This is a genomic window from Clostridium sp. BL-8 (genome assembly GCF_002006495.1).
Classification (GTDB): Bacteria; Bacillota; Clostridia; order Clostridiales; family Clostridiaceae; genus Clostridium.
In genome coordinates, this window is the sequence record NZ_LZZL01000001.1 from 57,595 (window position 1) to 71,234 (window position 13,640).

A 13,640-nucleotide genomic window follows, 5' to 3' on the forward strand; every position below is an offset into this window, starting at 1 on the left:
AAATAGCCTTCGATTTATAATTTACTCATCTATAGTTTTATATTTTTAAACATCTCTTGTATTTTTTTTATATAAGGAGATTCTTCTTTAATTTTAAAATCACTGTCCCCTAATCTTACTAAAATATCTTTACCATCTTCCTCATAAATCTTTAAAAATGAATTATCTTTAATAAAATTAGAAAAATCCTCTCCAAATTCATCACTTACAAGTTTATAATTTTCATTTGTATTTCCAAGCGGAGATAATGCCTTAGTATTAATCAAATCTATCTTAATTATTCCAATAAAAACTAACACTAAAATAAAAAATACCGGCAGCACTTTTCTACTAAAAATCTTCTTCAATAAAAACACCCTTTAAATAATATTTTTTAATACTTCATCGTATAAAAATTTTATTTAAATTATCTCCATTTTTAAAGTTTATTATTCAATACTATTAATTTATAGCATTCTATTCAATAAACCCTCTCGTCTTCATTTTCTCTGGATTAATAAATATCGCCATTCCTGTTTTCATTTTTCTAAAGCTTTGTTTTTCATAAAAAGTTTCTTTTCCCGGTGAAGCATATAAAATAAAATTGCAATTAGGAGTAAATCTTAATATGTGATCAATAATTGCTGAACCTATCTTTTTCCCTTGATATTCTAGCAATACTGCAACATCGTAAATTGCTGATTGATAAACTCCATCCGAAATTGCACGACCAAAACCAATTAACTTATCCCCATCAAAAGCAAATACAGTAGTATGACTATTTTCAAAAGCTTTCTTGTGCACTTCTCCTTCAAAATATGTCATTCCAACCTCTTTTAATATATTAGATACATCATTCCAATTGACATTTGAACAATTATATTTAAATTTTATATTCATCCTTTTTCCTCCTAGTGTTAATATTAGTCTAATTATTTAATACATAGTATATATCCATACCTAAGGTAGAAGTCAACTAGCAAATTTTAAGTATATATATTGCAATAGTAATTCTACATTTTACGCAAGTTTTATTTTTTATTTAAAATTTCTGCAATTACTCTGGCCATACACTGTGCTGTAACCTTTGATTCCTCTGGTGTATTAGTATGAGAACCTATTTCAAAAAGTAAACATCCATCACTCTTATCTTGATTAAATGCATTTTTCCCTCTATGGTATGTTAATATTTTTATTGGCAGTGTCGGAAATAATTCTGCTGTTTTATTAAACACCTTCTCTGTAAGCTCTTTATTTTTTGCATATCTTGTACTATTTTCTGCATCTACAAACATTATCTTAGATGCGCTCATTCCATCTACTTCTGTGGTTGTTGCAGATTTATCCTCTACAGAATCTCTATGAAGATCTATAAGCATTTTAAAATCCCCATATTGTTTTAGGTATTTATCTACAGTTTCACCAGATCTCGTGTAACTATCATTATATGAAATGCAATGATTTGTTTTATCATGAATTACCGATATCCCATAATTCTTTTCAAGTTCATCCGCAAGAACATCCCCCACCCCTACTACATTGGTATCTTCATCTAAACTTTCAGGCTGTGAGGCATCGTAATTTTCAGTTGTATGGCTATGATATATTAATACTTCTGGCTTTGATTCATTCAGTTCTTTTTTTAAGCTCGGATCATAAATCTTTGAATTTGTACTATCAGTATTATTAGCTGGTACCTTTGAAATACTATCATCATTTATTTGAAATAAACTAAATGTAGAATCTGGTTTACTAACACTATCACTATCCACATCAGTGAAATAACTGACTTCATTTTGAATTATCCCTTTGTAGCTCAAATTATTAATTCCTAAAACCTGTAAGCATACATTACTTAATGAAAGCTTATTCTCCGAGTAAGTCCCTTCATCATAAATTTGAGATTCTACTATTGGCGCTCCTAAATTTAACATCTGTACATAAGCAAATGCTCCTCTTTCCTTGCTATTTTTCAAAACATTGCCAAGCCTTATAAATAATAAACTTGTAATTAGTATTAATACTATTACTCCAATACTAGTATTTGATTTCATTCTTATTCTTCTATTAATTTCACCTTTTTTTTCTCTACTAATGTATGCCACCTTGATCCCCCCTTGTATTTCTTTTATATTTATATTAATCAATTTACATAATTATTCTGATTTAATTTTCAATTAACTGCCTTCCTATAATTTCTTCATATGATAAAAAAAATTATATAAAAGCAAAAGCGAGCCAAAAGGCTCGCTTCGAAATTATTTTCAAGAAAAATCCTTTAGGTTTTCTTCATTAGTTGTAAATTGCCACAGGATACCCTTAAAAACATAAACTGTTAACTATAAACTTAATAAATTATCCCATAAATTTATTAATTTCTTCCATATTCATATTAGGTTGTACTGCCATATTTATACCATTAGCTATTATTTTTGATAAAGAATTAATAACCAGGTCTATCTCCTTAGGTGTAACTATCATATCCATTCCAGTTTTTGATGACATTACTTCTCTAATAAGCCTTTCTTTTTCATATTTGTCAAGAGATTTTAACATCTTATAGAAGTCTCCACCACTTGATGAGTTATTAATTAAAGAATCTATAACGGAGTCTATGGTATCATTAGCAATTGTGGTAGCATCTACTACAGTAGGCACTCCTATAGCAATTACCTTAATTCCTAAGTTTTCCTCATTTATCTGCTTTCTATTATTGCCTACCCCGGCACCTGGTGATATGCCTGTATCACCAATCTGGATTGTTGCATTTACCCTTTCAACCTTCCTTGCTGCTAATGCATCTATGCATATTACTAAATCTGGTTTAACTTTTTCCACAACTCCTTTAACTATTTCCACAGTTTCAATACCCGTTACTCCCAATACTCCTGGTGATACTGAGCAGACTGGTCTAACCGAATCATCAATGGCTTCAGGCATTACTGTCTGCAAATGTCTTGTTACCATTATTTTTTCTGCAACTTTAGGCCCTAATGCATCAGGCGTTACCTGCCAATTTCCAAGTCCAACAATTAACACCGTCTTTTCAGTATCAACCTTAATTAATCTTCCCAAAACCTCTGAAACAACCTCTGAAACTCTATCCATAGTCTCACCATCATAAGCTGTAAACTCTGGCATATCTACTGTTATGTAATTACCTTTCGGTTTTCCAAGTTTTTCAGCTCCTTCATCATTTTTTATTTTTACAGTAGTTACTTTAATATCTTTTTCACTTTCTTCAATAACTTCTATACCATCAATATCTTTTTCACCTTTATGGCTTTCTTTATAAATATCTCTTGCTTCAAGTACCAAATCTGTTCTAACATTAATCATAATTAACACCTCGTTATAAATTTAGTTAGTATTATTTTTCCTTTTTCTTTAGATTTAATACTTGAATTACATAACTTGTGATGTTATAATAAGGTTTGTTGAATATGAACTCGTACGCAGATTTCCCCAAAAACTGCAGAGACCCTATAAAAATCTAAGGGGGTGAACTAAGAATGGCAAATATAAAATCAGCAAAAAAGAGAATTAAAGTTACTGAAACTAAGACTTTAAAGAACAGAATGGTTAAGTCTGCTTTAAAGACTGCTATAAAGAAGTTTGAAGCTGCTGTAGAAGCTAAGAATAATGAAGAAGCTAAAGCTTTATATACATCAGTTGTTAAGTCATTAGACATGGCTGCTACTAAGGGAGTTGTCCATAAGAACATGGCTGCTAGAAAGAAATCAAGATTAGCTGCTAGATTAAACGCTATGGCATAATCTTAAAACCCATCTACTTACAGATGGGTTGTTTTTTTATATTATTTCTTAACAGTAAGTGTATTTATGAGCAGGAATTCCATTTCCATAGTCTTATCCATTCCTGTTGATTTTAATTTTGTTTCAGCGCTTACACAAAGCTTAATCAATTGTGATAACTGCCTTTGGGTAAACTTACTAGCCTGGCCCATTAGTTTTTCGCATACAAATTGAGGCAATTTATAATCAGATACTATATCTTCTACTCTTTTCCCATTCATTATTTTTATTTTTATTTCATATAACCTTAGGAAATGTTTTTGAATTGCACTTATTATGAGCATATGCTGATCTGACTTATATAAAATTTCCTTCATTATGTCTATAGCCTTATCAACTTTTTTCATAGCTATTAATTCTACCAAATCAAAAATATCTTCTTCATTAGAATTTAAAATAAGTAAATTAATATCCTCTTTTCTTATTTCCCTACCTTCACAATATGAAACAAGTTTATCAATTTCTCTTTTTATGATATCAAAATTGTTCTGCACCTTTTCGCAAAAGTACATTAATTCAACACGCCCAATTGTTTTTCCTTTATCTTTAAATATATCAGAAACCTTTTTTAAATATTTATCCTTCTTTAATTTATCACAATGAACTACAGTTAATGATTTCTCAATGGTGCTTAATTTTCTATTCTTATTAGGTCTTTCTCTTTTATCATTTAACAAATAATACATGATTAAAATAGTATATGGAGGCAAATCCAAAATGTATTTCTTAAGTTCATTATATATCTTAGTACCTGTCGAATCATTTTTTTCCTGCAAAAAACTTGCTCTATACACTAGAACAACTTTTTTCTCTCCCATAAAAGGCATTGTTTCGCAAGCATTCACAATATCATCTAAACTCGTATTCATTCCATCTATTTTAATTAAATTAAGTTCTTCTAACTCTTCTGGTATCTCTCTTTTTGTAATTAAACTTATCCCGTCCTTAATAAGCTCTTCATCTAATCCACAAAAAACATATCCATTCTTTATGTTACCTTTTTCAATTTCTTTTTCATAAACTTCATAATTAATCACTTTAATTTTCCTCTCAAACAACACTTATTTCAGTTATGAGTTAAAAATTATAAGTTAAGAGTTGATGAAGAAAAACCTCTGGCTTTTCCTAAATTCATAACTTATAACTCATAATTCTTTCTATACTACTTTCCCATTTATTACAAATATTCTGTTAATGGGTGCATCTTTAAAATTTATTATATCATACTCTTTAGATTCATTCTCAGTACTTGTCATTTTTAATAAATATTTTTTCTCAGGCGTTTCTAAGATATAATTTTTCCCTTGAGATTTAATACTTCCTATATCTTTTATCCTAATTAACTTTTCTTCTCTATAGTATTCAGTTGCAAAAGCTGCTTCTGATAACTTCTTTATGTCAATTTGGTTTTTATTAGCCAGAAGTACTCTCTCCCCCCTGTAACTAATCAATATAGCACCTTCATTATAATATGAAATATTTAAAATCGGGCTGTATATCTGAATAGCTATTGCAAGAATTGATATAAGAGGAATATAAATAAAACTCCTATATCCTTTTCTTACAAAATAAAAACTCAGCATTATAAAGAAATAAAAAAGTACTATATATTCGTTTCCGTAGAACATTGGAAGTGAGACTTTATCAATAATATCTAAGGTCCAATCAAAAGCTTTTATTATATATAAATTTAAGTAACTGCAGAAATCAAATACTTTAGGCCAAATATATGTGATTACTAATATATTTCCTGTGATAACCATAAGATCAACAAAAGGTGCTAAAAACAGATTTCCAACAATAAAATTTACAGAAAAATTCTTAAATATCAATATCAAAAACGGTAAAGTAAACACTTGAGCACTTAATGCCAAACTTAATGATTCTCTTAATTTACCAGGCATTTTATAAAGTTTTTCATTTAATTTTTTATTATACATTATTATTCCTAGAGTAGCCACATACGACAGTTGAAAGGATATATTAAAAATACAATAGGGCTGATAAACAACTAATATTATAGCTGAAAAACACAATGCAGAAATTGAACTTTTGTTTCTTTTTAATATCTCTGCTCCTTCAACACAGGCAAGCATTACAAAGGCTCTTATACTAGAATAACTGCTGCCTGTAAATATAACATATGCCCCTGTTAAAATAATCCCTAGTTTGCTGCCTAGAAAAATTCTAAAAAAACCATATATTATAACTACATGCAGGCCTGAAACGCTTATACTATGTATAATACCTAAATTATTCATATCATCTTTATCTTCTGCATCTAGATAATCTGAATAACCAAAAGCAATTGATGATATTAATCCAGCTTTCCTTTCCCCTAAGTTTTCTTCTAGTCTATAGTATATATTTCTCTTAACATTATAAAGCTTTGTTATAAGATCATCTTTTGTCTTTACTATAAATTTAGGTTCAACCTCTCCAACAACTCCACTTACTTTATCCTGTATTCTATTAATTTTTCCTGCAACTTTATACTTCTCTCCCACCTTTAAATCTTTCCTGTTAGTTTTTATTGTGATGCTCTTTCCTTCAAATTCTCCTTGAATACCAAAGCTGCTTACCTTTGTTATCCTTACTTCATCATTTATTTCACTAGGAACTTCATAATACGAATAATTGATTAAAACTCCTATTATAAAAAATATACTCATAATACAGCTGAAGCTGAACCCACAATAATAAAACATACAAATAAAAAAAGAAGCCACAATAAATATTGCAAGCCCTCTTAATTCTTCATTTATCCCATAATAAATGCATCCAACCATTAATGATAAAAAAACATATACTAATGGATTTCCCACTTCATTTATTTTTTTATGAAACATTTGCTCACCTCATTAGTGAGTTTTGCCACTTTCTAGCTAAAATTTCAAAAATAATCAAAAATATTATTGAAACTCCTAATTCTAAGAAAATTATATTTCTTGGAATGAAATTATTAATCAAAATAATGCTAGCTGAGCCTATAATTATTATTAATAATGCTATTAATCCCATAATAAGTTCATGAGACTTTCTTCTTATAGAAATACTTCCATTAAAAAATGTAAACAGTAGAACTCCTATAGACAAAATAACCAAAGGTACTATTGCTCCTTCTTTATCATCAACTCTATAAATAGAAATCATCGTTATTATACTTAATACTAATCCTCTAAATATCATTTCATTAGTACTAATTTCTCGTCCATCTTTTAATAATATCATTAGAGATAACGGGATAAATAAAATTCCATTTATAATCAAAACATTCCATAAATTTAAATCCGCTGTTTGTCCCATTATCAAACTTCCTACTAGAACTAAAAGTTCTGCAAAAATAGTCATAAAATATATTTTGAAACCTCTATCTATATTTCTAGCAAAAGACTTAGAGAAATCTCTTATTTTGAAAAAACCATCTAGATAATTCTCTTGAATATACACATCAGCTACTTTTTTAACTATTGAAGACGCTTTTCCTTTTCCTATTCCCACATTTGATAAATTAAGAGCTGGTAAATCGCCTAAAGTTTCTCCTGTAGTCGCAACACTATGGCCATCTCTAATGAATAACGAAACTATTTTAGACTTAATTTCAGGATTCACCCTACAAAATACTCTTACTCTGCAAAGGAGATCCTTAAGCTCTTGTTGATTTAAAGAGTCTAACTCTATACCCGCTACTACTTGGTTTTTATTTCTTATTATATTAGCTTTTTTTGCATTTGTTATAGCACTTAATTTACTTTCCTCAGTGAAGAGAATTGGAACTATCGCTTTATCTTTAATTCGATTTATACTTTCTTCAAGGCTTTCCTCAAGCGGATTTTCAAGTCCTATTATTCCTACAAAAACCATGTGACTTTCTATATTTTCCGACCTAGATGGCTCATAATTAAAATTTCTGTAGGCAAAGCCTTGAGTTATAAGACCTTCAATAGATAAACTCATATCTATTTCTTTTATCCTAGACTTATATTCCTCTGTAAGTTCTTTTTCTACACCTTCAATCATAATGTAAGTACATTGATCTAAAACCGCATCAACATTTCCTCTGGTATTAGCTCTATATCTCTTGTTAACTCTGGATACAACAGTTAGAAATCTCTTATCAGAATCCATAGGTATTTCCAAAACCTTTTGGTTCTTGCTATCAATAGAAGCTTTATATATTTTCTTTTTAGCAGCATAATCTAAAAAAGCAAGTTCATCTAATTCACCTTTTCCGCCAGTTTCAACATCTATATTATAAATTGCATTATTACATATTAACGATATCTCAACTATTCTATCAAAAGTTATCTCTTTTACATACGGATCATTAGTTGATACTAAAGTATTATTAAGAAATAACTTTTTTACTATCATTTCCTTTTTACTTATTGCTCCAACCTTATCCAAAAATAAAATATTTATGTCCTTAACCAAATTAAATACTGAAAAATTAATTATCTCAATATTTTCATTTGAAAAATTCTTAACTACATTCTTTAAAACGAACTTAGCAATTATCGTAACTGGGAAAAATCCAAGTGCAAATAATGCTATAGATATGTAATTTCCTTTAGCATCCTGTCCTGAATGTATAAAATATAAACCTATAAGGACAGTTCCTATAAAATATGTTAATAAATATTTCTCTAAAAACTTAGCTATCATCTTCCCAAAATTATGTTTTCTGTTGCTTGCATATGTAAGCATAGCAAGCATTCTTCCTAATTGAGTAGAATTCCCAACAGAAATAACTATTCCAAGCCCGCTTCCTGACTTTATTGCAGAACCCTTAAACAATATATTTTTCATCTCAGCAAGTGAAGAAATAGTTCCTATTATTTTTGTTTCAAATTTCTCTTTATAAAAAGCTTCTCCAGTTATGCTCTTTTCATCTACTTTTAAATCATTAGCACTTATAATTCTCAAATCTGCCTGAATAACAGAATTAACATCGAATTTAATTATATCTCCAATTACTAGTTCCTCAGACTTGACAACTCTTTGTACGCCATCCCTAATGACGACTACATCTGCTGAATTTAATCTCTCTAAAGCATCAATTTCCTTATCTCTTTTACTAGTATGAATTATAAGCATTATTAAATTTAATATTACCGATAATGTTACCAGTCCTCCAAGTAAATAACTTTTTAATACAAATAAAATTATTGCAATCAATATGTATACAATCATAGATTTTTGCTTTAATCCATTAAATATATGTTTGTAAAGTTTATTTCCACTAGGTAAATCAATTTTATTTGTACCGTACTTGGATCTCAAAGCTTCACAATCATTTTCGCTAATCCCCTGTTGAATATTACTATTTAATAATTCGACTATTTCAGCCCAAGAACTATTACAATACTTTTCCAATAACAACCCCCACCATTCTAACTCACTTCATTATATATCCCTAAATTATTATACTATATTTATCATTTTATATGTAAATATTCATATATAGTATAATTATACGTTCTTATACATTAAAAGGCAAAATATTAGTATCACTTTATTTATTTTTCGATATATTTTTATCTTTTCTTAACACTTTCATGAAATATATACTATATATATAATACTATTTTTTTGTTTTTGGGTTAAATATAAGTGCCATTAAATAACCAAAAAATATTGATGCTGTTATCCCGCCGGCAGCTCCTTTTATTCCCCCTGTGAAAGCACCTATAAGTCCAGTTTCTTTTACATCTTTTATTGCTGCTTTAGCTAATGCATTTCCAAAACTCGGAAGAGGAACTGTAGCACCTGCACCGCCAATGTTTATTAATTTATCGTACCACCCAAAAGCTCCTACAACAACTCCCATAACCACAAATACTACTAATATTCTTCCTGGTGTTAATTTAGTAGTATCTATAAGTATTTGTCCTATAACACAGATAATTCCGCCAACTATAAATGCACTTATATAATTCATATAAATTTTCATTCCTTTCTAATAAAATATTTTCTAAAAATTTAATAATTATATTAATAAACATCTATAAGATAATTGCTTTTTTATATGCTTAATTCATTTCAATAGCAACCGCATGAGCTATTCCTGGAATAGTTTCTCCTTGAAGTGATGATGTCGTACTCATAAGTGCACCTGTTGAAACTAGTAATACTTTCTTAATTTCCTTCTTTATAAGCCTTTTATATAAATATCCGGTAAATACAACCGCTGAACATCCACATCCGCTTCCGCCAGACTTAGTATTTTGTTTTTCATTATCAAATATAATTTCCCCACAGTCTATATGTTGTTTTCTAATATCATACCCAAATTCCTGTATTAACTTATCTGCAAGCTCTCTTCCTATTACACCCAAATCTCCTGTTGCTATAATATCGTAATCCTCGGGTTTTCTTCCTGTATCCTTAAAATGACTTGCGATTGTATCAACAGCAGCTGGTGCCATAGCTGCTCCCATATTATTTGCATCCTTTTGACCATAATCTTTTACTTTCCCAGTTGTTACATAGGTTACTTCAGGATAATTTCCTTCATGTCCAAGAACTACTGCTCCTGAGCCGGTTACTGTCCATTGTGATGTCTGTGGCCTTTGTGATCCATATTCAAGTGGAAATCTAAATTGTCTTTCAGCTGAACTAAAGTGAGAAGAAGTCGTTGCAACCACGTATTTAGCAAAGCCGCCATCCATTATTATCGACGCTAAGCTCAATGATTCTGACATAGTAGAACATGCTCCATACAATCCAAAAAAAGGAATACTAAATTCTCTAGCTGCAAAACTTGACGATATTATTTGATTTAATAAATCTCCAGAGAATAAATAATCTATATCTGTTTCCTTTAAATTTGCTTTTTTTAAAGCTTCTGATATAGCTGTAAACATCATTTGACTTTCTGCCTTCTCAAAGCTCTCTTCTCCTAAAGTGTCATCATTTAATATTTCGTCGAAGTAACTACATAAAGGTCCTTCACCTTCCTTAGGTCCTACTATTGAATGTGCTGCTATTATCTTTGGTGGATTATCCAATTTTACTGTCTGACCACCTATCTTTTTATTATGAATTTGCATATTAAACACCACTCCTTCAATCAGTTACAGTTTATGCCCTTTAGGTATCTTGTGGGCGATTTACAGTTGATCTTGAAAAGTCTTTAATTTTTCTCAAAAAATATTTGTCTAAAAACATTTTTAACCATTTTCAAAATAATGTAATTATGTAATAGATTATCCCTACAATCACAGAGCTTCCAATTCCATATACTAATACAGGACCCGCAATAGTAAACATTTTAGCCGCAACTCCAAATATAAAGCCCTCCTTCTTAAACTCTATAGCTGGTGACACTACTGCATTTGAAAAGCCTGTTATTGGAACGACTGTACCCGCTCCTCCAAAATTTGCCAATTTTGAATATACACCTGTTCCTGTGAGTAGTGCTCCTAAAAATATCATTATTATTGGGACAATGTTCATCACTTGCTCCTCTGGAAATCCAAATCCTGCTGCTGTATTATAAATAAACTGACCTACATCGCAAATTAACCCACCAACTAAAAATGCTTTTAAACAATCTGTAATTATTTTAGATTTTGGTGTAGCTTCAGCTGCCATAGTTTGAAACTTTTGCTTAACTTTTTCTTCTTTCATAGTTTCATTAATATTCAAAATGATCAGCCTCCTTTTTATCTATATATCTAGCATTTGCGCAATCATAAAAATTAATCGTGTTATTTTTTCCCACAGTTATCTCAGTTTACAGTTGATAAAGAAAAAGCCGCTGATTTTTCAAAAAGTAAAAAATTAATTTTTGAAATATACGTCTTCTAGATTCTAATTTATAGCTATTAGAGAATAAATTATTGATACTCATGCTAAAAACAGGCAGTCTAAATTCGAGCTGAAGCTAGACTGCCTGCTAATACACCATAAAAAACAATTTAAATACAAAAGAAGCTTGCATTTGTTTAACTTTTTATTGTAATCTTGACTAGCCGCTAGGCTTAAGTCTTGTAAATGTGAATTTATTCTTCTAATTTCTTTTTCATTTCAGATAAGACTTTCTTTTCGATTCTTGATACTTGAACCTGGCTTATTCCAAGCATTTTAGCCACTTGAACTTGGGTTTTGTCTTTAAAATAGCGCAGCATTATAATTTGTCTTGCTTTGCTATCTAAGCTTCTAAGTGCCTCCTTCAGCGCTATCCTCTCAATGAGATTCCCATCATCTATGCTTTTCTCACTTAGTTTATCTATTAAAAGCACTGGTGCTCCATCATCTTGATGTATTGTATCATACAAATACTGTAAACTATTAGAAGATTCTATTGCAAATAAAATCTCTTCTTTATCAACATTGGCATATTCCGCAAGTTCCTCTATCGTTGGCGATCTTTTAAGCTTTTTAGTTAAAATTTCTTTATAAAAATGTACCTTTCGTGCCAGACTTTTAACATTACGGCTTACTTTTATCATTCCGTCATCTCTTAAAAATCTTTTAATTTCTCCTATAATCATAGGAACTGCATAAGTTGAAAATTTAACATTATAAGTTAAATCAAAATTATTTATAGCTTTTACAAGTCCAATTGATCCAATTTGAAATATATCTTCATAGTCATATCCCCTATTTAAAAACTTTTTGCTTATGGATGATACTAATGGCAGATTCATCTCGATTAATTTATTCATTGCATCGGCATCACCATTTCTTGCTAAAATTAATAACTCAGGATTCTTATTATAATTATAATCCTCTCTACTTAAATCCTCTTTGTCCATATTATTTCACCTAACTTACCATGTTGAATTTCTTCTTAATTACCACCTTTGTACCAGTTCCCTTTTTACTCTCTACTTCTAACTCATCCATAAATGTTTCCATTACAGTAAATCCCATGCCTGATCTTTCTAAATCCGGTCTTGATGTATATAGTGGTTCCATAGCCTGCTTTACATCATCAATGCCAATTCCTTTATCAGTAATTGCTATGGTTACTTCATTCTCATTAGTCTCTGCTTCGATTTTAATAATTCCATCTTCTCTATTTTCATATCCATGTATTATAGAATTAGTAACCGCTTCTGATACTGCTGTTTTAACATCATTGATTTCGTCAATTGTTGGATCTAATTGAGCAACAAAAGCCGCAACCGCAACTCTTGCAAAACCCTCATTTTGAGATTTGCTTACAAATTCTATGCTCATTTTATTGTCAGCCATGATAACCCCTCCATCTAAATGCACCTTACTGCTTCATCTACAGTATTATAATTTTTAATAATTTTATATAAACCTGCAAGTTCAAATATCCTATTAACGTTTTTATTTGGTTCTGCAATGCAGAGTTTTCCACCCTTATTAGATATTTTTTTATATCTTCCAAGAACGGCTCCTATTCCAGAACTATCCATGAAGGTAACCTCTGAAAAATTTAAAATAACTTTATCTATATTATCTCTATCAATCCTATCATCTATCCTAACTCTAACTTCTTCAGCGCTATTATGATCTAATTCGCCGCTAAGAATAACTATTAAAGCATTTCCATGCTTTTCAAATTTCAAATACATATTATTTAAGAATATCTCATACTAACACTTTAAACTTATAATATTCAAAATAATATCATTTATTGGTATGCTCAATGAAAAATAAACTACTTATCATTGTAACTTCCTATAATATTATGTGAACCTATATAATAAGAGATATCCTCCCTTCACCTCCTTCTCATATCCATTTTCCATTTTCCCTTTTACCATATTTTAGCATACTGTTTTATTCAACGTCAAACATTTTTTACATTTTTTTCTATTTTTACATTAAAAATATCCCTGCACAAACTTTGAATTCATACTGGGA

14 protein-coding genes are annotated in these 13,640 nt (G+C 29.7%); 1 reads left to right on the forward strand and 13 read right to left on the reverse strand.

What is annotated here, in order from left to right:
• Positions 1 to 29 precede the first annotated feature (29 nt).
• The 4 genes from CLOBL_RS00260 to gpr all read right to left on the reverse strand — a co-directional run bounded on the left by CLOBL_RS00260 (position 30) and on the right by gpr (position 3,318).
• Positions 30 to 347: a hypothetical protein gene (locus tag CLOBL_RS00260; protein ID WP_077857153.1), complete on the reverse strand. Its 318-nt coding sequence runs from the start codon at positions 345 to 347 to the stop codon at positions 30 to 32.
• A 109-nt stretch (positions 348 to 456) separates the two neighbouring features.
• A complete protein-coding gene (locus CLOBL_RS00265) occupies positions 457 to 879 on the reverse strand; it encodes a GNAT family N-acetyltransferase (RefSeq protein WP_077857154.1) in 423 nt (140 codons plus the stop codon).
• A gap of 131 nt (positions 880 to 1,010) precedes the next feature.
• Complete coding sequence (locus CLOBL_RS00270; RefSeq protein WP_143323826.1) at positions 1,011 to 2,033, reverse strand: stage II sporulation protein P; 1,023 nt, start codon at positions 2,031 to 2,033, stop codon at positions 1,011 to 1,013.
• Between the two features lie 301 nt (positions 2,034 to 2,334).
• Positions 2,335 to 3,318 (reverse strand): GPR endopeptidase, encoded by a 984-nt coding sequence (gene gpr / locus CLOBL_RS00275; RefSeq protein ID WP_009168665.1) that lies wholly within the window; start codon positions 3,316 to 3,318, stop codon positions 2,335 to 2,337.
• Positions 3,319 to 3,491: 173 nt separating this feature from the next.
• Here gpr and rpsT point away from each other — a divergent pair, with 173 nt between their 5' ends.
• Complete coding sequence (rpsT, locus tag CLOBL_RS00280) at positions 3,492 to 3,755, forward strand: 30S ribosomal protein S20 (protein WP_009168664.1); 264 nt, start codon at positions 3,492 to 3,494, stop codon at positions 3,753 to 3,755.
• Positions 3,756 to 3,796: 41 nt separating this feature from the next.
• Here rpsT and holA read toward each other — a convergent pair whose 3' ends face one another.
• From holA to spoIIAA, 9 genes are all read right to left on the reverse strand, one after another.
• On the reverse strand, positions 3,797 to 4,831 hold the full coding sequence (gene holA / locus CLOBL_RS00285) for a DNA polymerase III subunit delta (RefSeq protein WP_077857156.1): 1,035 nt from the start codon (positions 4,829 to 4,831) through the stop codon (positions 3,797 to 3,799).
• A 120-nt stretch (positions 4,832 to 4,951) separates the two neighbouring features.
• Positions 4,952 to 6,643, reverse strand: a complete 1,692-nt coding sequence (locus CLOBL_RS00290; RefSeq protein WP_077857157.1) for a ComEC/Rec2 family competence protein — start codon at positions 6,641 to 6,643, stop codon at positions 4,952 to 4,954.
• Between the two features lie 4 nt (positions 6,644 to 6,647).
• A complete protein-coding gene (locus CLOBL_RS00295; protein ID WP_077857158.1) occupies positions 6,648 to 9,170 on the reverse strand; it encodes a cation-transporting P-type ATPase in 2,523 nt (840 codons plus the stop codon).
• Between the two features lie 208 nt (positions 9,171 to 9,378).
• Positions 9,379 to 9,735 (reverse strand): stage V sporulation protein AE, encoded by a 357-nt coding sequence (spoVAE, locus tag CLOBL_RS00300; protein WP_009168660.1) that lies wholly within the window; start codon positions 9,733 to 9,735, stop codon positions 9,379 to 9,381.
• A 91-nt stretch (positions 9,736 to 9,826) separates the two neighbouring features.
• Complete coding sequence (gene spoVAD / locus CLOBL_RS00305; RefSeq protein ID WP_077857159.1) at positions 9,827 to 10,846, reverse strand: stage V sporulation protein AD; 1,020 nt, start codon at positions 10,844 to 10,846, stop codon at positions 9,827 to 9,829.
• A 130-nt stretch (positions 10,847 to 10,976) separates the two neighbouring features.
• Positions 10,977 to 11,426: a stage V sporulation protein AC gene (spoVAC, locus tag CLOBL_RS00310; RefSeq protein WP_077857178.1), complete on the reverse strand. Its 450-nt coding sequence runs from the start codon at positions 11,424 to 11,426 to the stop codon at positions 10,977 to 10,979.
• Between the two features lie 374 nt (positions 11,427 to 11,800).
• Complete coding sequence (gene sigF / locus CLOBL_RS00315) at positions 11,801 to 12,556, reverse strand: RNA polymerase sporulation sigma factor SigF (RefSeq protein ID WP_009168657.1); 756 nt, start codon at positions 12,554 to 12,556, stop codon at positions 11,801 to 11,803.
• Between the two features lie 10 nt (positions 12,557 to 12,566).
• On the reverse strand, positions 12,567 to 12,998 hold the full coding sequence (spoIIAB, locus tag CLOBL_RS00320) for an anti-sigma F factor (protein WP_009168656.1): 432 nt from the start codon (positions 12,996 to 12,998) through the stop codon (positions 12,567 to 12,569).
• Between the two features lie 14 nt (positions 12,999 to 13,012).
• Entirely contained in the window at positions 13,013 to 13,348 is a 336-nt protein-coding gene (gene spoIIAA / locus CLOBL_RS00325) for an anti-sigma F factor antagonist (protein ID WP_009168655.1), read from the reverse strand.
• Between the last annotated feature and the right edge of the window lie 292 nt (positions 13,349 to 13,640).